This is a genomic window from Paenibacillus sp. FA6, assembly GCF_051550225.1.
GTDB lineage: Bacteria > Bacillota > Bacilli > Paenibacillales > Paenibacillaceae > Paenibacillus_AQ.
This window is the reverse complement of record NZ_CP188820.1, coordinates 5,803,451-5,826,610: the sequence shown is the minus strand read 5'-3', so window position 1 is coordinate 5,826,610 and position 23,160 is coordinate 5,803,451. Positions and strand designations below refer to the sequence as shown.

13 protein-coding genes, 13 tRNA genes and 4 rRNA genes are annotated in these 23,160 nt (G+C 42.5%); 3 read left to right on the top strand and 27 right to left on the bottom strand.

Annotated elements, in window-relative coordinates; translation table 11 throughout:
* Positions 1–145 precede the first annotated feature (145 nt).
* On the bottom strand, positions 146–1,000 hold the full coding sequence (locus tag ACP8HI_RS26250; RefSeq protein ID WP_438349015.1) for an SDR family oxidoreductase: 855 nt from the start codon (positions 998–1,000) through the stop codon (positions 146–148).
* A gap of 266 nt (positions 1,001–1,266) precedes the next feature.
* Between ACP8HI_RS26250 and ACP8HI_RS26245 the strand changes: the two genes are divergently transcribed.
* The 3 genes from ACP8HI_RS26245 to ACP8HI_RS26235 all read left to right on the top strand — a co-directional run bounded on the left by ACP8HI_RS26245 (position 1,267) and on the right by ACP8HI_RS26235 (position 2,525).
* Positions 1,267–1,818 carry a TetR/AcrR family transcriptional regulator gene (locus ACP8HI_RS26245; protein WP_438349014.1) on the top strand — a complete coding sequence of 184 codons (552 nt, stop codon included), beginning with the start codon at positions 1,267–1,269 and terminating at the stop codon, positions 1,816–1,818.
* Between the two features lie 483 nt (positions 1,819–2,301).
* Positions 2,302–2,466 (top strand): hypothetical protein, encoded by a 165-nt coding sequence (locus ACP8HI_RS26240; protein ID WP_438349013.1) that lies wholly within the window; start codon positions 2,302–2,304, stop codon positions 2,464–2,466.
* A complete protein-coding gene (locus ACP8HI_RS26235) occupies positions 2,451–2,525 on the top strand; it encodes a hypothetical protein (RefSeq protein WP_438352000.1) in 75 nt (24 codons plus the stop codon). The genes ACP8HI_RS26240 and ACP8HI_RS26235 overlap by 16 nt, the downstream gene beginning before the upstream one ends.
* A gap of 1,497 nt (positions 2,526–4,022) precedes the next feature.
* On the opposite strand, the gene glmS is transcribed toward ACP8HI_RS26235, so the two are convergent.
* From glmS to ACP8HI_RS26105, 26 genes are all read right to left on the bottom strand, one after another.
* Entirely contained in the window at positions 4,023–5,855 is a 1,833-nt protein-coding gene (gene glmS, locus ACP8HI_RS26230) for a glutamine--fructose-6-phosphate transaminase (isomerizing) (RefSeq protein ID WP_438349012.1), read from the bottom strand.
* A gap of 621 nt (positions 5,856–6,476) precedes the next feature.
* Complete coding sequence (gene glmM, locus ACP8HI_RS26225; protein ID WP_438349011.1) at positions 6,477–7,817, bottom strand: phosphoglucosamine mutase; 1,341 nt, start codon at positions 7,815–7,817, stop codon at positions 6,477–6,479.
* Positions 7,818–7,886: 69 nt separating this feature from the next.
* A complete protein-coding gene (locus ACP8HI_RS26220; RefSeq protein ID WP_438349010.1) occupies positions 7,887–9,302 on the bottom strand; it encodes a CdaR family protein in 1,416 nt (471 codons plus the stop codon).
* Positions 9,295–10,125, bottom strand: coding sequence for a diadenylate cyclase CdaA (gene cdaA / locus ACP8HI_RS26215; protein WP_438349009.1), 831 nt, complete (start codon positions 10,123–10,125; stop codon positions 9,295–9,297). Before cdaA ends, ACP8HI_RS26220 begins: the two co-directional genes overlap by 8 nt.
* A gap of 230 nt (positions 10,126–10,355) precedes the next feature.
* Entirely contained in the window at positions 10,356–10,970 is a 615-nt protein-coding gene (locus ACP8HI_RS26210) for a zf-HC2 domain-containing protein (protein ID WP_438349008.1), read from the bottom strand.
* A gap of 103 nt (positions 10,971–11,073) precedes the next feature.
* A complete protein-coding gene (gene sigW, locus ACP8HI_RS26205) occupies positions 11,074–11,643 on the bottom strand; it encodes an RNA polymerase sigma factor SigW (protein WP_438349007.1) in 570 nt (189 codons plus the stop codon).
* Between the two features lie 238 nt (positions 11,644–11,881).
* Complete coding sequence (gene ppc, locus ACP8HI_RS26200) at positions 11,882–14,683, bottom strand: phosphoenolpyruvate carboxylase (RefSeq protein WP_438349006.1); 2,802 nt, start codon at positions 14,681–14,683, stop codon at positions 11,882–11,884.
* Positions 14,684–15,129: 446 nt separating this feature from the next.
* Positions 15,130–15,203: transfer RNA gene (locus ACP8HI_RS26195), tRNA-Gly, on the bottom strand.
* A gap of 12 nt (positions 15,204–15,215) precedes the next feature.
* Positions 15,216–15,289: transfer RNA gene (locus ACP8HI_RS26190), tRNA-Pro, on the bottom strand.
* An 11-nt stretch (positions 15,290–15,300) separates the two neighbouring features.
* Positions 15,301–15,377: transfer RNA gene (locus tag ACP8HI_RS26185), tRNA-Arg, on the bottom strand.
* A gap of 12 nt (positions 15,378–15,389) precedes the next feature.
* Positions 15,390–15,464, bottom strand: a tRNA-Gly gene (locus ACP8HI_RS26180).
* A gap of 7 nt (positions 15,465–15,471) precedes the next feature.
* Positions 15,472–15,556: transfer RNA gene (locus tag ACP8HI_RS26175), tRNA-Leu, on the bottom strand.
* A 15-nt stretch (positions 15,557–15,571) separates the two neighbouring features.
* Positions 15,572–15,647: transfer RNA gene (locus tag ACP8HI_RS26170), tRNA-Lys, on the bottom strand.
* A gap of 5 nt (positions 15,648–15,652) precedes the next feature.
* Positions 15,653–15,727 (bottom strand) — tRNA-Gln (locus ACP8HI_RS26165).
* A gap of 52 nt (positions 15,728–15,779) precedes the next feature.
* A tRNA-Val gene (locus ACP8HI_RS26160) sits at positions 15,780–15,855 on the bottom strand.
* 20 nt (positions 15,856–15,875) lie between these two features.
* Positions 15,876–15,950, bottom strand: a tRNA-Glu gene (locus ACP8HI_RS26155).
* A gap of 24 nt (positions 15,951–15,974) precedes the next feature.
* Positions 15,975–16,050, bottom strand: a tRNA-Thr gene (locus ACP8HI_RS26150).
* 2 nt (positions 16,051–16,052) lie between these two features.
* A tRNA-Asn gene (locus ACP8HI_RS26145) sits at positions 16,053–16,128 on the bottom strand.
* 65 nt (positions 16,129–16,193) lie between these two features.
* Positions 16,194–16,310 (bottom strand): 5S ribosomal RNA (gene rrf, locus ACP8HI_RS26140).
* Between the two features lie 158 nt (positions 16,311–16,468).
* A 23S ribosomal RNA gene (locus tag ACP8HI_RS26135) occupies positions 16,469–19,399 on the bottom strand.
* A gap of 281 nt (positions 19,400–19,680) precedes the next feature.
* Positions 19,681–19,756 (bottom strand) — tRNA-Ala (locus tag ACP8HI_RS26130).
* Between the two features lie 25 nt (positions 19,757–19,781).
* Positions 19,782–19,858 (bottom strand) — tRNA-Ile (locus tag ACP8HI_RS26125).
* 43 nt (positions 19,859–19,901) lie between these two features.
* Positions 19,902–20,018: ribosomal RNA gene (gene rrf, locus ACP8HI_RS26120) — 5S ribosomal RNA — on the bottom strand.
* A 132-nt stretch (positions 20,019–20,150) separates the two neighbouring features.
* Positions 20,151–21,708, bottom strand: a 16S ribosomal RNA gene (locus ACP8HI_RS26115).
* The 16S, 23S and 5S rRNA genes sit together here with 13 tRNA genes alongside, the layout of an rRNA operon.
* Before the next feature lie 373 nt (positions 21,709–22,081).
* Positions 22,082–22,312 carry a hypothetical protein gene (locus tag ACP8HI_RS26110; RefSeq protein WP_438349005.1) on the bottom strand — a complete coding sequence of 77 codons (231 nt, stop codon included), beginning with the start codon at positions 22,310–22,312 and terminating at the stop codon, positions 22,082–22,084.
* 126 nt (positions 22,313–22,438) lie between these two features.
* Positions 22,439–23,053, bottom strand: a complete 615-nt coding sequence (locus ACP8HI_RS26105) for a stage II sporulation protein M (protein ID WP_438349004.1) — start codon at positions 23,051–23,053, stop codon at positions 22,439–22,441.
* Positions 23,054–23,160: the final 107 nt, after the last annotated feature.

The following is a 23,160-nucleotide window of genomic DNA, read 5'->3' as shown; positions in this document are numbered from 1 at the left end:
CATTGGCATTGCTATATGATTTCAGAGCGGCTAAGCGCAGTTGCAACAGCTGGACGGAGCCGCTAAGATGAATACCCCCGTTTAATTCAAATGGTTATGGGGCACTTTCCTGAGTTGTCCCATGCATTTGTTTCACAAGAGAAAATTAATGAAATGCGCTTGACAGGATGGATTCAAGGCTTCGCGCTAGACGACCTGATAATTTTTCAATGTCCCCCGTAACGATATCGAAATCTCCAGTAGAGAAGTTTTGCTGACTACTCACAATTAAATTGATAATATCTGCCGGAAGTCCCCCTTGCTGAAGCTGTGCTTGTAGCGCCTCAACTGGCACTGTTATAAATGAAAGTGGTTTACCGCTAGCTTTCACGATGAGTTCTGCACGCTGTGCACCTGTTAGGCTTTCTGGTCCAGTTCCGTTATAAATTGCACCATCGTGATCATCTCCAAGTAGCAAACCAGCTGCTGCAGCGGCGATATCATCGCGTGAAACGAATGCGACTTTGTTTTCAGTGAGACCTGCAAGAACGCCATGAGCTAACGACATTTGTGCGTCCATGATAAGAGACTCTGCATAGTAGTTCATGCGTAAAATGCTCCATTTGCTTGCTTTACGAATCAAATGCTGTTCGCTGACAAAGTAGTCAAATGCGATGTTCGATTTTTCCGTGTTGCGTACGCCTGTAGATGAAATAAGCACAATGTGTGGAACGCCGGCTTCTACAGCTGCATCAATAGCTGCAATAAACTGTTCTGAACGATGACCAGGTATTACTTCGGACGACGGAATAAGCAGTAAGCGATCCAAACCTTTGTAAGCCTCAACCAGCGAAGATGGTTGATTGTAATCACCGAAACGTGCCTCCACGCCATCAATTGCAATTTTCTCCGGAGAACGCGTGATTGCTACAACACTATGTTGTCCAGCCGCACGCTCCAACAATTCTTTTACCGTTGCTCCACCTAACTGTCCACTAGCACCACTTACACCAATTTTCATGGTTCAATTACCTCCAATTTATAATTATCCCTTTTAAATCATTTATGAAACATAAAGAATAAATACAACAAGCGAAAGAATGGTTAAGAATCTAATCATCAAATTCGACCATTCTCTTACCTCCTCGATTCAACACCTTTCGCTTAGGCAACACTTGTTGTATAATCAATATAACAAGTTGGATATCTATAAGCAATCAACAATATTACAGATTTATCGCTTAACCAACATAGTGATAAAAATGTCTAAGAAAAGGTGAGAGTTTTATGGAAAAAAAAATCGATCCCCGTACTCTTCGCACCCGAAAGCTCATTATGGATGCATTTATAGAGTTATCGACGAAAAAGGATTTTAAAGACTTCACAATTGGGGATATTACATCCGCTGCAACGGTTAATCGCGCTACATTTTATAACCATTTCATTGACAAATATGACTTGCTTGAAAAAGTGTTACGTGAAAGCGTGATGAGAGAAGTCCTTCAAGAAGTAAGTACGCATGAGGGCATTAACGAAGAAACGATTAGGGCTATTTTTATCTCGATTATTAAGTTCCAAACATCGATTAGTAACCAATGTCCGCGAAGTTATGTAGCATTTACACCCCAAATAGAAATTATCTTTAAATATGAACTCCAAGCCTTTTTTTCAGAGTGGTCAAAAAAAAAATGGTCTAACCAAAACCGAATAGAAGTAGAGACTTTTGCGGTGATGTTAAGCTGGTCACTTTATGGGGCTGCAATGCATTGGATGCAAGATCACACGACAAAACCAGAAGATTACGTAAAGCAAATATTGCATTTCATAAAACTGGAATAACACGGATATATGAAAAAAGCATCTACAGCGGCGGTGGCTGTAGATGCAGTTAAGTTAATGATAATATGTCTGGTTACAACACAAAACACTTAACAAACTTGATACAAATTACTTATTCATGAGAGTACTGTCACATCTCATTTCGTACCATCAATATTAGGCATTCCACATGCGTTGAAGTTGCCTAAGCACCAGCCTGGAAATTGAGCATTGCCGTTTCAACATTCAGCTCAATTCTCCGCTTCACCACTATTTGTGATACGGTTCACCGTAATGTATCTAAAAACAAAGTATATTTAAACATTTATCCCGAAGACGGTTAGCTACTATGACGCGAGCAATCACGTCTTTTCTATACCTTTGTCCTTTCAATAAATTTCCCTATTCCTTACCAACTGATTTATGAACCTTTCCAGATTCTCGCAAAATGCTTTTTCTTAATGTTTTCCACTAAATGGGGAAGCATAACTATGAGGTGATAATATGAGAAGACCATTAAAAACCATTCTAATCGCTCTTGCTATAACTACAACCGCAGTTAATGTTACCGTTAAAGCAGAACCACAAAAAACATCACTAAAATCACAAGGAAAACTAACGTCTGATACCTTGCTACAACACTCTCTCCTTACATTTCCGAAACAGTAAACAATTATTATGGTCAACCAAAGCAATATGCCTTACCTTATGGGATGCAAAGATTCTGAATATATAAGGACGAATAAGGTCTGTGTTTGATATTTGGAAAATAACTTACGGTACTTGATGAATATCAAGGTAATGTAGTAAAAACAATTAACAAGATGTTCTCGATGTTTGATTCCTTATCTTCCCATAAACAATTCAATGAAGTTCATTTTGTTAAAAAAACGGTGGAACAAATCCATGCAATCGATCGTTTCCCGACATACCTGTATATGTGATTACAGGTGGGAAGGAAAATCGTATGATGCCAGAGGAAGTTCGTAAAAAACGAATAGAGCATCAGTTGGAACTACTTTCATTGTCTAGATATAGCAAACATATCCTCGCTGAAAAAAGCGGACATTTCCCTCGATTTTCAGAACCAAGAGTCGTCATAGATACGATCAAAGATTGTGTCGAACAAATAAAACAAACTATGTAGTAGCATACTTCCCCCGCCACGCTCTACTGCCCGTTAGCTTAGTGACGAGTCTAACACTTTATTTTCAAATCTCATCCTTATCGTATATTGTAAGTACTACGAATTCCGTTATTAGATCTAGTCTATCCCTTCAATATGCCATATTAAAATATTCACACCTGCTACCTTTTCGTCGCCATAAATAGGCCATTCTATCTCTGTGTTTAACCGCTTATTGATAGCAATAACCACATCACCCTGAAGGCTTGCGCAATCTCACTGAAAGTGCCTTGGGAAACGTAAATAATATTAGCGAATTCAATCTATTTAAACTAATTTGTTTTCCTAATTAGGCGGATTGTCCCCATGCAAATAAGTTTGCCACTCCCCCCCTCCACCCCCACCAATCCCGCTCCCCCTTACTCCCACAAGCCCTCCCACCCTCCCGCCTATCTTTCCCCATCCTCTAAAGAGCAATTTAAGTTTGACGTGAAACCTGATAAAAACACCGAGAAAACCAAATAAATCGAGAAAAAAAGAGAAAAAAGAGCAAAATAAGTTTGAGCTAAAAACAGAGTGAAAAACGGGAAAGGGGTTCGGGTTGAAGGGATAGAAGAGGAAATAATTGAGAAAAAGCCTGATAGAGCAAGGGATTTGGGGAGTTTGATTGAGGGAGCCTGAGAAAAAGGGCGAGAAAAAAGCCGAGCGATAATCAGGGGAATACCTGAATTTCGCTCGGCTCAGCGGCAAACTTTAAGTTATCAGTGGCAGACTTTGTGTGCTGAGTTGCTAACTCAAATTGTTATTTACACGGATACGATCACTAATAATGAGTACCTTTCAACTTCCTTCCTTTAAAAAAAGAAAAGTCCCGACACTATTATCGGGACTTTTCTAGGTGTATTAAACTGTTAATTATCTTCGGAGTACTTTAAATTAAACTATCGCAAACCAGTTTACGACTTTTTATCACGGAACACCAGATACTAACTTTGTTGTAAAGGTACTAACTCTAGTGTAAAGACACTAACTATAATGTTAAGGTACCAACATTAATGTCACCAAACAGGCTACAACAGTCGTTCCTAATATAATCCAACTACTCCACAGTCACGCTCTTCGCCAAATTCCGTGGTTTATCCACATCGTTGCCGCGTGCTAGTGAAGCATAGTACGCAAGCAATTGTAGTGGCACTACGGATAGAGCTGGAGTCAATAGAGGTAACGTCTTCGGTATAGCGAAGACTTGATCTACGGATTTCAGTAGCGTCTGCACATGTTGTTCAAACGTGATAGCCATAATATCAGCACCACGCGCACTGACTTCCTTTATATTGCTAACTGTTTTTTCAAGAACGGATTCTTGAGTTACCAGGGCAATCACAGGAATTCCTTCTTCGATCAGAGCTAGTGTTCCATGTTTCAGTTCACCTGCAGGATAAGCTTCGGAGTGGATGTAGGAAATCTCTTTAAGCTTCAAAGATCCTTCTTGCGCCACTGCAAAGTCTATTCCACGACCAATGAAGAATAAATGCTCATGTTGAGCAATTTGTTCTGCATAGGCTTTAATGGATTCGGATTGCGCTAGCATACCATCCAGCTGCTCCGGCAGTGCCTGCATCGCTTTAATGATTTCAATAACAGCTTCTGGTGTCTGTGTGCCACGAACTTCAGCTAAATACAATCCCAATAAATAGAATGCGATCAATTGGCTTGTATAAGCTTTTGTCGAGGCAACGGCAATTTCTGGTCCAGCCAGCGTTGCGATGACATCATCTGCATCCCGAGCAATGGAGCTACCTACAACGTTAGTAATGGCTAATACATGAGCACCATTCGCTTTCGCCTCACGTAATGCTGCCAGCGTATCAGCCGTTTCTCCTGATTGGCTAACCACGATGACTAATGTATCCTGTGATACGATAGGTGAGCGATAGCGGTACTCTGAAGCGACATCTGTCTCCACAGGAATACGCACCAACTGTTCAATCACATTACGCCCTACCAGACCTGCATGGTAAGCCGTTCCGCAAGCAATAATCTGTATATTGCGTATATTTAATATTTGCTCGTGAGTTAGTTTCAACTCTGGAAGAATAACCTTCTCACCTTTCGCATCAATCCGTCCACGCATGGTGTCCCGGTATGCCTTAGGTTGTTCATGGATTTCCTTCAACATGAAGTGCTCGAAACCGTCCTTTTCTGCTGTTACAGCATCCCAATCGACATAAATCATTTCCCGAGCAATAAAATCCCCTTCAATTGTCATTAATTCGACGGAATCTTGAGTCAATACTGCCATTTCACCATCGTTCAGAATATACACATTACGCGTATATTGCAGAATAGCTGGAATATCAGAACCAATAAAGTTCTCTCCCTCTCCAAGACCAATGATTAGTGGACTTGCTTGACGAACTGCAACGATTTTATTGGGCTCGTACTCCGTTAATACACCTAATGCGAAGGCTCCACGCAAATAAGTGATCGCTTTTTGCACTGCCTTAACAATATCACCATCATATTCACGAGAGATGAGATGAGCAATAATTTCGGTATCTGTCTCCGATATGAATGTATGACCTTCTTGAATCATTTCATCCTTCAAATCCAAATAATTTTCAATAATTCCATTATGAACAACCGAGAACTTTTGGCTTTCATCGGTATGTGGATGTGAATTAGCATCTGATGGCTTACCATGGGTTGCCCAACGTGTGTGACCAATCCCCGCCGTTCCAACTAACGGCTCATTCTCAAGCTTAGCCTCTAAGTTAACTAGACGTCCTTGTGCTTTGACTACCTCAAGACCTTTATCTGTAAACACAGCAATTCCTGCTGAGTCATAACCTCGATATTCTAACTTCTGTAATCCCTCGACTAAAACCGACTGAGTATTCTTGTTACCTATATATCCGACAATACCACACATATATTAATCCCCCGTTCACTTCTATATAATTTAGAATAAAAGTGTACGAGCCTTCTGTGCGGCATGCACGAGAATGCACAACCATTATTGTTATTGTATTAAGTTATACAAAGTTCACTCACAAATGTGCATTCTAGTTCAATACCGCTGCCTAATTCTCGCACACTCATGATTTAGATTTATTACGTAGCACCCATCACAACGTTGTATGAACAGTCGCCCGCTCATTTTCCGTTATTGATTCACGGCTCTGGTGCATCACCGGGAGGTCCCCGCCGAACATTTCGAACACCCCCACCTCGTCAACTTGAACTGCCGTTGTGGTTAAGTACCGACACAGATAGAATGATCATCCATATCATGAGTACATCTCACATCCCGCGCTAGTCAAGTTCTGGCGCTTTTAACGAATCAATCTTCTACCCTCACTCTCTATATTTGAATGACATTCGTTTATTATATGCATGTTTAGTTCATTTGGCAATGTAAATGACAGGAAATAGAAAAAAACCGTTGAAACGTGGTAAATACGTCTCAACGGCCCTAGTACATATTTTCTATCAAGCAGAAACGGATACTTAAAGTATGAGTTCAAACAGTCATGTTTTGAAACTAGCTCTCTTACACTAATTCTCGCTTTACAACCTCTACAATACCAGCTACATAGGCATCTAGGCTTTCTTTATCCGGACCTTCAGCCATTACGCGAATCAATGACTCCGTACCAGAAGCACGTACAAGAACTCGACCATTGTCAGCCAATTGTTCCTCAACGAAAGTGATCGCTTCTTGGATTGCTATATTTCCTTCATAATTCGTCTTGTCCTCTACACGTACATTCACCAATACCTGAGGATACTTTTTCATCATCATTTTGGCCTGACTAAGTTTTTTACCAGATTGCTGTAATGTATCCACAAGCTGAATCCCTGTAAGCAGACCATCACCTGTCGTATTATAATCCAAGAAAATAACATGACCAGACTGTTCTCCACCTAAGTTATAGCCGCCTCTCCGCATTTCCTCCATCACATAACGATCTCCTACTGCTGTCTTGAATGTGCTCAATTGAAGCTTCTCGCAAGCCTTATAGAATCCAATATTACTCATGACAGTCGAAACGATCGTATTATCTTTCAATTTACCGTTGGTCTTCATCGACTCACCACATATACACAGAATAAAGTCACCATCTACTTCTTCTCCTGTTTCATCAATGGCAATAAGTCTGTCCGCATCTCCATCAAAGGCTAACCCTAAATCCGCTTTATGTTGCAGTACAGCCTCTCTAAGGTTCTCTGGATGCGTGGAACCACAATGATCATTTATATTTAAACCATTCGGTTCGGATCCAATGGTAATCACTTCAGCTCCAAGGTCACGAAATAATTGCGGGGCAAGTTCATAAGCCGCACCATTTGCATTATCCAGTACAATCTTCATTCCAGTGAAAGATTGTGTCACCGTTGTTTTCAAGAAATCCAAATACTTAAATTTAGATTCATTATCAATGATGACATTTCCTAGATCTGCGCCTACAGGGCGTGGTAAAGAATCTACCTCTGCATCCATTAATGCTTCGATTTCGAGTTCTGTCTCATCAGATAGCTTAAATCCATCACCACCGAAGAACTTAATACCATTATCTTCAACGGGATTGTGCGAAGCAGAAATCATTACACCTGCATCTGCCTTTAATAGTCTAGTTATATACGCTACCGCAGGTGTAGTCACTACACCTAAACGAATAACATGTGCTCCGATGGACAATAGCCCAGCTACTAAGGCAGATTCCAACATAAGCCCTGAAATTCGAGTATCCATTCCAATAACTACGGTTGGCTTCTCCACATTGTTAGTAAGCACATAACCACCACAACGCCCAATACTATAAGCTAACTCAGCTGTTAGTTCTTTATTAGCAACCCCACGAACACCATCTGTACCGAAATATTTCCCCATAATTTTCTCCTTTTTGTATCTACTCTTCTAATTCACGTTGTCTCATCTAATCAAGGCTATGTCATGCTGTTATATATTCTTCTGAATAATCTCAGTAGAAGGATCAGTATTTTCTAAATCTATACTTGGATTCGTTTCAGGCGACACCTTCTCATCAGAGTTACCATTACTTGGATCCTTTATGTCGTCCTTCTCATTAAGATCAATACCTGGCTTATCCGTATCATTCATAGTCGGCGTCGATATCTTATCTTTAACTTCTACAGTTGCCATCAGAGTATTGTTCTTTACAAGTGAAATAGACTCTGGAAGGCTCACTATGAGTGGCACCTCGTGAATACCTGACTTTAACTGTTTAGCACTCGCAACTACTTTAATATCTGAAGCTTGTAGATTATTAAGTAACGTATTCGCGCCCGTTAAAGTCAGGCTTAACGACTTTCCCTCTGGTTTCACAATAGTCACCTGCGTGTCAACACTTGCATCTTCAATTTCAATCGGTATGTTATCTATCGTTATTTGATCTACTGATTCTACATCAACCTCAATTTCAACGTCAACTTGAACTACGTTAGGTTCAATTCTTTCCACACCCGCAGGCGGGACCAAGTTCACACTAATCGTAGACTTGCCTTCCTTATCGATTGTACTGAGATCTACTGATGCAGTATCAAAAGACTCTATTTGTGATAGTACATCCTTAGGACCATATATAGTAACTTCACCTACATTAGGCTGTGTTTTTGAAAGTACCAACCCCTCAGGAAGGCTACCAGTATACTGGATGTTCAATGGGACGATCTTGGATGGCGCGATAATTGGAATTTGAATCGCAACTTCAGCAGGCTCGATGACAGCACCCTTTACTTCCTGTCCATTACCATCTAGTGCTATCAACTTCATCCTTTTCAGACTGATCGTGTCCTTATCCCCATCGAGTTTAACCGTACCCTGTACTTTAGTTACTTTTTCTAGTTCACTATCTGGTAAAGTCACCTGAACAGTATTAGGCTCAATCAAGATTTCTCCCAAAGTATACCCTTCAAACAGAGTTCCCGTAGTAACTACAGTGACTGGAAAAGATTCCTTTACTTTCTTCTCAATCGTCACAGTAACCTTCGACGGACTCATAGATACAAGGTCTACACCTGAAGGAAGTTCATACGAAAGGGGTACAGTAAATGTTCCCTCTATAATTTCGCTAAGATCCAATGTTACTTTGTAATCATCATTAAATATAGACGTTATGGCTGACCGCTTACCCTTAACTTCAATTCTTACCCTATCTATATTTAGGGAATTCAATACGTATAAGGAGTCATCTAAACCAAAAGGTTGCACTTTCACATTCTCAATAATCGTCGTATCTATCGATGAAGTCGGTGTGGGCGTAACATCGTCGTTATGTACCATACCCCATAACAAAATACTGACTGCAACGGCAAGAATTTTAACCATCGTATTATTTTTAATCCATCTATCCATTACGGTTACCCCCCTTCCGTTTCCAGAATGCAGGGCGTTTCTCTTTACTGTTTGAATTTGGGCGCAATTCTTCATATAATTTCGATATCAAGGACTCTTCCTTAATGTCTCTGACCACTTGACCATCCATTGCCAATGATATCTGTCCTGTCTCTTCTGAAACAATAACAGAAATGGCATCACCCACCTCACTAATCCCAATGGCTGCACGATGACGAGTTCCTAATTCTTTACTGATAAAGGGATTCTCTGATAGTGGTAAATAACATGCTGAAGCAGCAATTTGATTAGATTGTACAATCATCGCACCATCATGTAGTGGTGTGTTTGGTGTAAACACATTAATGATCAGTTCCGAACTAATCAAAGAGTTCATCGGTATACCTGATTCAGTGTATTCATTTAGGCCTGTTTCACGTTCAAAAACAATTAATGCCCCAATTTTTCTACGTGATAAATAATTAACAGCTTTAATAACTTCACCTATTAATTTAGTGAATTCTTCATCTTCATCCGATGCTCGTCCGAGAAATTTCCCTCGCCCTAATTGTTCCAGACCGCGGCGCAACTCAGGTTGAAAGATAATAAAGATAGCCAATACCCCAAATGTAAATACTTGATTCATAAGCCACTTCAGCGTATAAAGATCAAACCATGTACTGAGTGCCCATATAATAACTAAGACAAGAATTCCTTTTAACAATTGAATAGCCCTTGTACCTCTAACCAGCAAAATGGCATGGTAAATAACATATGATACTATAGCGATATCAATAATATCCTTCACGGAATCTTTCCAAGTGATGTCAGTGAAATAACTCATACTAAGGCCCCCGTTTATTCCTTCAATAAGGTAGTTCTCTCTCTTTATAATATCCCTAATCCCTAGGTTATAACGATCTACCTCATGATGCAAGCAAAGGTTAACATAAAGCGACTAAAATATCCAATTTACTCTAAAATATAAGGATAAAGTATAGAGTGGAACTTATACTTTATCCTTATATTTTAACTTCATTTATAAGAGACACCATAACTGTCAGCTTTTGAACATTAACGATAGGCTACTTCAGAGAATACGTTGGAAATTTTATACCATATCCAATCTAATGCTCGGTCAACACTTTTTATATTTCCTGATATTTGTGCTGTAGAGGCCGTATATAATGAACCATCAATGACAGTCAAATTCCCTTCAACACTTCCAAATACTTCAGCCTTCCCATTCTCTATCGTCAAGTCACCTGAAATGACGTTTCCTTCGGGTACAATCACTGTATTACCTTTAATAATGATCTGGTCTAAATTATTCCCTTGGACCACCAATTGACTATTCTGGTTAAAAACATTAATCACGCTGAGCAGCATAACTACCATAAACATTGCAGCAGCAGTTGCCGCTGGATGTCTCTTCATCCATTTAACCCAAATCTGCGGTTCCTTAGTTTTCGGAAGAGTATTCAGAATGCGCTCCGTTAGTTCCTTGGATGCAGTAGGAATATGCTGTGGAAGACAATACAACATCATATCTGTCTGTTCAAGTTCATTAAAGCGCATGCGACATTGATCACAAGATAGCAAGTGTGACTTCAGCATCAAACCTTGCTCCTTGGACAGGTCGTCATCTAGGTAATCATGTATTAAAGAGACGGCTATTTTGCATTCCATATGAGCCAGTCCTTTCAATCAATCATTTAATATCCCTAACCAGTAAAGCTTAATAACTTACATACGTAGCAGGTTCCTAGATGTTTCATAAAATAACAAAAAGTCAAAACTTTGATTCTAATTTTTTGCGCAGAAACTCTCTTCCCCGATGAACACGGGTCTTGATCGTTGTAACTGGCATATCTAATACATCACTTATTTCTTGTAAAGACATTTCTTGAAGATATCTTAGGATCATGACAGATTTATACTTAGCCGGCAAGCTTTCGATAGCGTCATAAACAGTCTGCTTTGTCTCTGAGATCATGAACTCACTTTCCGGTGTACGATCATCACTTGGAAGCATGGAATACCCATCTAATCCTTCTTGGTCATTCATATCAGCGTCCAGCGAATATGTAGGTTTTCTTTTCCTCAAACGATCAATAGAAAGGTTAGTTGCAATCCGATAAATCCAAGTGGAGAATTTCTGATTGGGATCATAACGATCTAAGCTTTTAAACACACGTAAAAAAGTCTCCTGAACGACATCCTCTGCTTCATGACGATTATTCAACATTCTATAGCCTAAATAATATATTTTATCTTTATACAACTCAACAATTTCTGCAAAAGCCTGCTGATCACCCTTTAGCGCAAGCTTCGTTAATCTTTTCTCTAATTGGTCCAACATGATTCCCCCAGACTTGCTGATGGGTATTAATAGGTTTATAGAACAACACTAGAATCGTAATTCAAGTTTGTTCAAAAAGCAATACCACTTCCATTAACAATAACATATTAAACGAGAAAAGACGGCTGTCCGTCTTATTAAAAAATTTTATACTTCCTCCTATTTGAACAAAGGTCGAGATCCCTGATGGGATTCTCGACCTTTGCAGTTCATTCAAATGCCCTTGTTACTTACTGCATCAACCCGTATTCCGAAGACCCGCAGCAATACCATTGATCGTCAGTAGAACTTCACGCAGTAACTCAGGATTGTCTTCACCCTGATCACGGAATTCACGCAATTCACTGATAAGCTGAACTTGAAGATAACTCAGTGGATCAACATACGGATTACGAAGGCGAATAGACTCCTGAATAACCGGAACATTGTCCAGTAATTCCTTTTGCCCCGTAATTTTCAGAATAAGGTCTGTTGTTAACTTGTATTCCTCTTCAATTAGGTTAAAGATACGTTCACGGTATGATTCTTCCTTCGTCATATTAGCATATTCTTTGGCAATCAATAGATCTGCCTTAGACATCGCCATTTGTAACGTATCAACAAGAGATGTAAAGAATGGAAAATGAGAATACATATCTTGAAGAACTTTAAGGTTCTCCTCCTTGTTCAGGTAATAGCTTTGTAAGCCAGTACCTGCAGCGTACCAGGCAGGAAGTAAGTAACGACTCTGTGTCCATGCAAATACCCAAGGAATAGCACGTAGGTCTTCAAAACGGTCACTATTCTTACGCTTGGCAGGACGTGAGCCAATATTAAGCTCTCCAACCTCAGAAAGCGGTGTTGATTCTTTAAAGAAGGTTAGAAAATCCGGATCGCGGAATATTAAATCCTGATATTTCTCAAGAGAAACCTCAGATATCCCCTTTGCGATCGCATCCCATTCTTCTTCCTGCTCTTCAGAAAGTTCCTCATGAGGACAACGTGCATTAATTGCGACTGTTACTAGCGCTGAAGTCGCTTGCTCTAGGCTACGATAAGCTATACCTTGTAAAGAATAACGTGAGGAGATAACTTCTCCCTGCTCAGTAATCTTAATTCCTCCACCCACTGTAGAGGCAGGCTGAGCCAGAATACTGCGGTTTAGTGACATTCCTCCACGTCCTAAAGCTCCTCCACGTCCATGGAAAAACTTCAGTTTCACATTGAATTCATCTGCTGCTGCTGTAATTTTCTTCATAGCCACACGTAGCTCCCAGTTCGCTGTAACTGCTCCGCCATCTTTGTTGCTGTCCGAATATCCTAGCATAATCTCTTGCAAATCACTCATTTCTGCAACACCATCACGATAGATAGGTAAACTGAATACTTGTCTCATAATATCCGGTGCTGCAAATAAATCATCGATCGTTTCAAACAATGGCACTGCTTGAAGAGTACACGTAATGGATTGGTCTTCATTTCGACGGAAAAGACCCACTTCTTTAGCAAAGACCATCACTTCTAGAATATCACTAGCACCTTCAGCCATACTGATCAAATACTTCGTAATGCAATCCTTACCGAACTCCTGTTGTGCTTTGTAAACTACGCGGTAAACATCGAGACATTCTTTAGTGCTCTCACTATACTCATGATAAGTAGATGTGATCGGTCTAGGATCATTCAATATATTATTGAGTAGAGAGATCTTCTCATCCTCAGATAATTCAGCGTAATTATTTACAATATTCATGTTAGCCAATACTTCAGTCATCGCTTTCTCATGTTCCTGACTATGTTGACGAATATCTAGTGCTGCTGTATGAAACCCGAATAATTCTACTTGTCGAACCAACTTTTTAATGTGCGTATCTGCAATGAAGTCTGCAAAATGATGACGCAGGCTACGATCAATAATATTTAGATCTGCAATAAAGTCTGCAGGTGTTGCATATCGTTCTTCCGTACCTTTCTTGCTATCATCAAGCACATTGTTAATCTTAGCCATCATATAGACAAGCTTAATACGATAAGGTTCACTATCATTATTCCATATTAGGTTCTTATTTAATGTAACGGCAGATCGATCTTTAACGATCGATTGTTCAAGTTCATCCGAAACCGTAACAATCGTTGTGCTGAAACTCAAGTACTGCATAAATTCCTTCATAATGCGCTCGTATTCACGTATAGCTAACTTCCGTTGCATAGAAAGTGTTTTCCACGTAATATCTGAGGTAACGGATGGATTACCATCACGATCTCCACCAATCCATGAACCGAACTTAAGATACGTTGGTACATGCCAATGTTGACCTGGAAAATACTTGCCTAAACATCGTTCTAATTCTTGATATACATCAGGAAGGACATGAAAGAGTGTCTCATGGAAATAATACATGCCATTTCTAACTTCATCCAATACTGTTGGTTTACGATCTCTCAATTCATCCGTTTGCCATAAAGTAATAACCTCATTTAACAACTTTACACGTAGTTGTTCACGTTCGCGGAAAGTAAGTGTTGGATTATCTAACAGCATCACATCTTCTGAGATGCGTTTATGAATATCTAAAATTGCTCTGCGCATAGCTTCTGTAGGATGAGCTGTCATGACAAGTTCAAGTGAAAGACCCTCTATAATTTCTTTAACTTCTTCATATGAGAAATTACGTTCTTTCAAATCTTGTATGGCGCTTTCAATAGAACCCGGTTGAATCGTTTCTCCAGCCGAACGCTCATAATCACGTTTTCTGCGAATACGATGGTTCTGTTCAGCGATATTGACAAGCTCGAAGTAGATTGCAAATGCCCGAATTACCTGGTGGCGTGTTTCTGGTTTTAATGTACTAATTGTCTCTTTAAATTCAGTATATACTTCAGATACATATTCAGATCTCAAAGACTTGCTTGTTTCACGAATCTTCTCCACTATCTCTAGAAGTTCATTTCCACCTTGATGGACTAATACTTCCCCAAGAATGTTTCCAAGAAACCGTACGTCACGCCGTAGCAGGTTACTTGAGTTACTTTTGCTAGCGCTAACCATAAGTTCAGTCATGGTACTCCTCCTGTCTTCTCCCGTTTCAATAACTGTCTATTTTTAACCTTCATAACATCATACAATAAAATAAGATTAAAATCCTTACATTTCTTTAAATACAATCCTAGTTTATGCATTAATATTAAATTATTTTGAATTTTAATACAAGATTAAGAAGATAGATACACACACATATACTTGACTAGCAACGGTTTTCCATGAAATCTATATTTAATCTCTTCATACTCAGGACATATTTATACATGTTCAATCATCTATCACTGTCGCGCTTGATTCGACAATTCTCCACATATTTCTCTATTTTATATAGTATCATATTGCTAGCCCAAATTATCCATGGGAAATATTATCATCACTTTGAGTACACCAAAGGCTTATAACTTCAAATAAGGATAAAAACACAAAATAACTCTTGAATTTCAAGAGTTAGAAATATATATATTTGGAGCGGGTGATGGGAATCGAACCCACGCTATCAGCTTGGAAGGCTGGAGTTCTACCATTGAACTACACCCGCGTAAATAAACAATCGGGACGACACGATTCGAACATGCGACCCCCTGGACCCAAACCAGGTGCTCTACCAAGCTGAGCTACGTCCCGAAATGTATAAATGGTGCGCCCTAAGAGATTCGAACTCCTGGCCTTTTGATTCGTAGTCAAACGCTCTATCCAGCTGAGCTAAGGGCGCAAATAAATGAAATGGAGCGGACGACGGGAATCGAACCCGCGACCCTCGCCTTGGCAAGGCGATGCTCTACCGCTGAGCCACGTCCGCATAATAATGGTGCGCGTAGAGGGACTTGAACCCCCACGTCGTGAAACGCTAGATCCTAAGTCTAGTGCGTCTGCCAATTCCGCCACACGCGCACACTTTGTAAGAAATGGTGAGCCATGAAGGATTCGAACCTTCGACACCCTGATTAAAAGTCAGGTGCTCTACCAACTGAGCTAATGGCTCATAAATGGCTGGGGATATAGGATTTGAACCTATGCGTGACGGAGTCAAAGTCCGTTGCCTTACCGCTTGGCTAATCCCCATCAATGAATCACTTGTATTGTTCCCTGTATTTACGATTTAATCAACATAAAATGGTGGAGGCTGAGGGGATCGAACCCCCGACCCTCTGCTTGTAAGGCAGATGCTCTCCCAGCTGAGCTAAGCCTCCATGTCTATATGAAGTGAAATTGGTGACCCGTAGGGGACTCGAACCCCTGTTACCTCCGTGAAAGGGAGGTGTCTTAACCACTTGACCAACGGGCCCTGCATAATAATACAACAAACTTATGGAGCTCTCAACCGGATTCGAACCGGTGACCTCATCCTTACCATGGATGCACTCTACCTACTGAGCTATGAGAGCAGTGGCTCCCCGAACAGGACTCGAACCTGTGACAACTCGATTAACAGTCGAGTGCTCTACCAACTGAGCTATCAGGGAATACAAGTTTTTATAAAACATTTCTTACATCCTATATGTATGTAATCATGTCTTACAAGATTGCTGCTTGGCGACGTCCTACTCTCCCAGGACCCTGCGGTCCAAGTACCATCGGCGCTGGAGGGCTTAACGGTCGTGTTCGGGATGGGTACGTGTGGAACCCCTCCGCTATCGCCACCAAACAGGATTTATGCGGTACATTTATTTCAGAAAAATAACCCCTATTAAGGGTATACCACTTAAAATCAATCGTTTCAGATGTTTGATCACCTGAAAACTAGATACGAACGAATTTGTGTTAGAAAGTATGAAGTATACACTTCAACCGTTAAACATTTGTTAGGATAAGCCCTCGACCGATTAGTATTGGTCAGCTCCGCACATTGCTGCGCTTCCACCTCCAACCTATCTACCTCGTAGTCTTCAAGGGGTCTTACTAATTGGGAAATCTCATCTTGAGGGGGGCTTCACGCTTAGATGCTTTCAGCGCTTATCCCGTCCGCACGTAGCTACCCAGCTATGCTCCTGGCGGAACAACTGGTACACCAGAGGTGCGTCCATCCCGGTCCTCTCGTACTAAGGACAGCTCCTCTCAAATTTCCTGCGCCCACGACAGATAGGGACCGAACTGTCTCACGACGTTCTGAACCCAGCTCGCGTACCGCTTTAATGGGCGAACAGCCCAACCCTTGGGACCTACTTCAGCCCCAGGATGCGATGAGCCGACATCGAGGTGCCAAACCTCCCCGTCGATGTGGACTCTTGGGGGAGATAAGCCTGTTATCCCCAGGGTAGCTTTTATCCGTTGAGCGATGGCCCTTCCATGCGGTACCACCGGATCACTAAGCCCGACTTTCGTCCCTGCTCGACTTGTAGGTCTCGCAGTCAAGCTCCCTTCTGCCTTTGCACTCTTCGAATGATTTCCAACCATTCTGAGGGAACCTTGGGGCGCCTCCGTTACTCTTTAGGAGGCGACCGCCCCAGTCAAACTGCCCACCAGACACTGTCCCCGAACCGGTTTACGGTCCTAGGTTAGAACCTAGATACGATCAGGGTGGTATCCCAACGATGCCTCCATAGAAGCTTGCGCTCCTATTTCTCAGGCTCCCACCTATCCTGTACAGATCGTACCCAAATCCAATATCAAGCTGCAGTAAAGCTCCATGGGGTCTTTCCGTCTTGTCGCGGGTAACCTGCATCTTCACAGGTATTAAAATTTCACCGGATCTCTCGTTGAGACAGCGCCCAAATCGTTACGCCATTCGTGCGGGTCAGAATTTACCTGACAAGGAATTTCGCTACCTTAGGACCGTTATAGTTACGGCCGCCGTTTACTGGGGCTTCGGTTCATAGCTTCGGGTTACCCCTAACCACTCCCCTTAACCTTCCAGCACCGGGCAGGCGTCAGCCCGTATACTTCGCCTTACGGCTTCGCACAGACCTGTGTTTTTGCTAAACAGTCGCTTGGGCCTTTTCACTGCGGCCCCCTCGTGCTATTCACACTACCGGGGCACCCCTTCTCCCGAAGTTACGGGGTCATTTTGCCGAGTTCCTTAACGAGAGTTCTTCCGCGCGCCTTAGAATACTCTTCTCGCCTACCTGTGTCGGTTTGCGGTACGGGCACCTTCTCCTGGTTAGAGGCTTTTCTTGGCAGTGTGAGATCATGACCTTCGCTACTATAATTTTCGCTCCCCATCACAGCCCAGCCTTATAGTGTGCGGATTTGCCTACACACAAGCCTCACTGCTTAGACGGACTATTCCATCAGTCCGCGTCACTACCCTACTGCGTCACCCCATTACTCATAACGGATTACGGTGGTACAGGAATTTCAACCTGTTGTCCATCCACTACGCCTTTCGGCCTCGCGTTAGGTCCCGACTTACCCTGAGAGGACGAGCCTTCCTCAGGAAACCTTGGGCTTTCGGCGGATCAGATTCTCACTGATCTTTTCGTTACTTATACCGGCATTCTCACTTGTATAGTGTCCAGCGCTCCTCACGGTACACCTTCAACCTCTATACAACGCTCCCCTACCCCTGATACTAATGTATCAAGCCATAGCTTCGGTGGTGTGTTTAGCCCCGTTACATTTTCGGCGCAGAGTCACTCGACCAGTGAGCTATTACGCACTCTTTCAATGATGGCTGCTTCTAAGCCAACATCCTGGTTGTCTGTGCAACTCCACATCCTTTCCCACTCAACACACACTTTGGGACCTTAGCTGATGGTCTGGGCTGTTTCCCTTTCGACAATGGATCTTAGCACTCACTGTCTGACTCCCGGATATAAGTACATGGCATTCGGAGTTTGACTGAGCTTGGTAACCCTTGCGGGCCCCGCACCCAATCAGTGCTCTACCTCCACGACTCTTCATTCCGAGGCTAGCCCTAAAGCTATTTCGGGGAGAACCAGCTATCTCCGAGTTCGATTGGAATTTCTCCGCTACCCCCACCTCATCCCCGCATTTTTCAACATGCGTGGGTTCGGGCCTCCAGTGCGTGTTACCGCACCTTCACCCTGGACAGGGGTAGATCACTCGGTTTCGGGTCTACGTCCACGTACTAAAATTCGCCCTATTCAGACTCGCTTTCGCTGCGGCTCCGCCTTCTCAGCTTAACCTTGCACGGGAACGTAACTCGCCGGTTCATTCTACAAAAGGCACGCCATCACCCATAGAACGGGCTCTGACTTTTTGTAAGCACACGGTTTCAGGTTCTATTTCACTCCCCTTCCGGGGTGCTTTTCACCTTTCCCTCACGGTACTGTTTCACTATCGGTCGCTAGGGAGTATTTAGCCTTAGCAGATGGTCCTGCTGGATTCATACGGGGTTTCACGTGCCCCGCACTACTCGGGATACGTCTCGGAGAGAATATACTTTCAGCTACAGGGCTTTTACCTTCTATGCCGGGCCTTTCCAGACCTCTTCACTTAATATATTCCTTTGTAACTCCGTGTGAGACGTCCCACAACCCCAAAGAGCAAGCTCCTTGGTTTGGGCTAATCCGCGTTCGCTCGCCGCTACTGACGGAATCACTATTGTTTTCTCTTCCTCAGGGTACTTAGATGTTTCAGTTCCCCTGGTCTGTCTCTACCTACCCTATGTATTCAGGTAAGAGTGACTGCGTATTAACACAGCCGGGTTTCCCCATTCGGACACCCCCGGATCAAAGCTTGCTTACAGCTCCCCGAGGCAGTTTCGTTGTTCGCCACGTCCTTCATCGACTCCTAGCGCCTAGGCATCCTCCGTGTGCTCTTAGTAGCTTAACCGCGTTGCTCATTTGTTGCGCTGCTCGCTCTGTTGTTCATTCATTTCTCTTATTGAGTAAACCCAACAAAGGTTGAAATGAATTTCCAAAGGATCGATCATCACATCAAATTCGCACGTACATGTTAGCTTGTACTCGATAAATCGAATACTCGCCGCTACTTTTACACTTTGTTTCGTTAACAAGTTAACAAAACGTACATATAAAAGAATGTTCATTCTAACTTACAAATTCGTTCGTTATCTAGTTTTCAAAGATCAAGGTAAAATGATCAAAAAAAATTGGTGGAGCCTAGCGGGATCGAACCGCTGACCTCCTGCTTGCAAGGCAGGCGCTCTCCCAGCTGAGCTAAGGCCCCACAGTATAAAGTTATAAAAAACATATGGTGGGCCCTGGTGGACTCGAACCACCGACCTCACCCTTATCAGAGGTGCGCTCTAACCAACTGAGCTAAGGGCCCTTAAGAATAAAAAACTCTTATGGGATATACCCATAAGGGTTGCGCTTGGCAGCGTCCTACTCTCCCAGGACCCTGCGGTCCAAGTACCATCGGCGCTGGAAGGCTTAACGGTCGTGTTCGGGATGGGTACGCGTGGAACCCTTCCGCTATCGCTACCAAACGCAATACTGAAAGAATAATTGCTCTTTCAAAACTGACAACGAGTGAGTGTGCGACTTTACATTGTAAAGTCTTACGGTGACCGTAGCCACCGTGTTCGAATGTTTCCGTTACAGGAAACGATTCTCCATAGAAAGGAGGTGATCCAGCCGCACCTTCCGATACGGCTACCTTGTTACGACTTCACCCCAATCATCTACCCCACCTTCGGCGGCTGGCTCCCTTGCGGGTTACCCCACCGACTTCGGGTGTTGTAAACTCTCGTGGTGTGACGGGCGGTGTGTACAAGACCCGGGAACGTATTCACCGCGGCATGCTGATCCGCGATTACTAGCAATTCCGACTTCATGCAGGCGGGTTGCAGCCTGCAATCCGAACTGAGACCGGCTTTGTTGGGATTGGCTCCATCTCGCGATTTCGCAGCCCGTTGTACCGGCCATTGTAGTACGTGTGTAGCCCAGGTCATAAGGGGCATGATGATTTGACGTCATCCCCACCTTCCTCCGGTTTGTCACCGGCAGTCTATCTAGAGTGCCCACCATAATGTGCTGGCAACTAAATATAAGGGTTGCGCTCGTTGCGGGACTTAACCCAACATCTCACGACACGAGCTGACGACAACCATGCACCACCTGTCTCCTCTGTCCCGAAGGCCGCTACTATCTCTAGTAGATTCAGAGGGATGTCAAGACCTGGTAAGGTTCTTCGCGTTGCTTCGAATTAAACCACATACTCCACTGCTTGTGCGGGTCCCCGTCAATTCCTTTGAGTTTCAGTCTTGCGACCGTACTCCCCAGGCGGAGTGCTTAATGTGTTAACTTCGGCACCAAGGGTATCGAAACCCCTAACACCTAGCACTCATCGTTTACGGCGTGGACTACCAGGGTATCTAATCCTGTTTGCTACCCACGCTTTCGCGCCTCAGCGTCAGTTACAGCCCAGAGAGTCGCCTTCGCCACTGGTGTTCCTCCACATATCTACGCATTTCACCGCTACACGTGGAATTCCACTCTCCTCTTCTGTACTCAAGTCACCCAGTTTTCAGTGCGACCCAGGGTTGAGCCCTGGAATTAAACACCAAACTTAAATGACCGCCTGCGCGCGCTTTACGCCCAATAATTCCGGACAACGCTTGCCCCCTACGTATTACCGCGGCTGCTGGCACGTAGTTAGCCGGGGCTTTCTTCTCAGGTACCGTCACCTTGAGAGCAGTTACTCTCCCAAGTGTTCTTCCCTGGCAACAGAGCTTTACGATCCGAAAACCTTCATCACTCACGCGGCGTTGCTCCGTCAGACTTTCGTCCATTGCGGAAGATTCCCTACTGCTGCCTCCCGTAGGAGTCTGGGCCGTGTCTCAGTCCCAGTGTGGCCGTTCACCCTCTCAGGTCGGCTACGCATCGTCGCCTTGGTGAGCCATTACCTCACCAACTAGCTAATGCGCCGCAGGTCCATCTATAAGTGGCAGATTACTCCGCCTTTCAGTATCTCTTCATGTGAAGAAATAAGTTATCCGGTATTAGCTACCGTTTCCGATAGTTATCCCAGTCTTACAGGCAGGTTACCTACGTGTTACTCACCCGTCCGCCGCTGAAATCCCAGAAGTGCAAGCACTTCTGAAATCTCCGCTCGACTTGCATGTATTAGGCACGCCGCCAGCGTTCGTCCTGAGCCAGGATCAAACTCTCCAATAGAGATTGATTTCAAATCAGCTTTGCAGTGATTTGGAACCAATCATGAAAAGAGCGATTATGCTCATTTTGAAACATACTGACGAGAATTATTCATTCTCAATCCAAATGATTTCTCATTTGTTTTGTTCTCACTTTCGTGAAAACCACTCACTCGTTGTTCAGTTTTCAAAGATCAATTTCTCTTTCGTTAATCACCAGTTTGTCTCGGTGACAACTTTTATAATATATCATACTTACCAAATGTTTTGCAAGTACTTTTTTTAAAAAGTTTTAAATTCATTTGGAATGAAATCTTCTCGCATCTCAATAATTACTATTAGGACGCGAGAACTAATTTATCATATATTAATCAATTTAGTCAATAGTTTTTTTATTAATGTTTCGTTTGGGGAAAACGATTATTACGAGCGTACTTTGATAGTTCCTTTTGGGGTGCGAACCTAGCATACATCCGGAATACTACTTTATACCGTTTAGCAATAGACTGCCTTATATCTTGATCTAGTCTTTTATCATCTAAATCCATTAACATCTCATCTAATTCTTTGCGGATCACATAATCTAACTCCTTGCACTCTCTATCATTAAATAACATACCTAACATATTTCCTTACCTCCTTATTGAACTTACAAACGGATATATAGCCGCTTCATTCATGCCACTTCATACAACCGTGTTATTGTTATGCTCATATTTTGGGAAATTTATGAATTCATTTTTTAATTCCACTTACTGCATTAGCCAAAAGGTCAATGTACTCTCAATAATTGCAGCCACCAAGAGCAGAATCACGATCCACATCGAGATAGGCCCTACCCTTTTAAAAAAGGAACGCCACTGTTGTCCAACATTCGCCCGCTTCTCTTTACTCCCTACCCCCATGCTAATCCACACCATTGTCCCTAACCGAAGTCCAAAGGCGCACGCAATGATAATAGCTGGAATCTCAATAATTCCGTGAGGCAATAGGCCTTTTACAATAACTTCAAACATACTTTCACCTTGCAGCGATAAATGATGTACTAAATATCCTAGAACCATACCATTTACCATCAGAAATATAATGGGAAGTATGCCGAGAAATATCCCTAAGAAAATAATCATTACTCCTTTAATACTGTTGTTAAGAAAAATAAAAACAAAGAAGCTCCACTGTGGGTTATCTGATTCGCTTAATCCTTGGCTTATGACACGAATCCCATCGATTTGTTGATTAATAAACTGCGCTATGGAATCTGTCCCTACCCACCCAATCAGAATACCAATAACAAATAACAAGGTGGATAACATCATTGTTCTCTTTATCGAGGCAATATCTTTTATAAAAGTTGAAAATTTAAACATAAGCCATCTCCTTAAAGTTTTTGAAAAAAACTAGCATCGTAAGCATGATCTTGATTTTCGAAAAAAACTGTCATCGTAAGCCCAATCTTAGTTTTTGAAAAAAACTA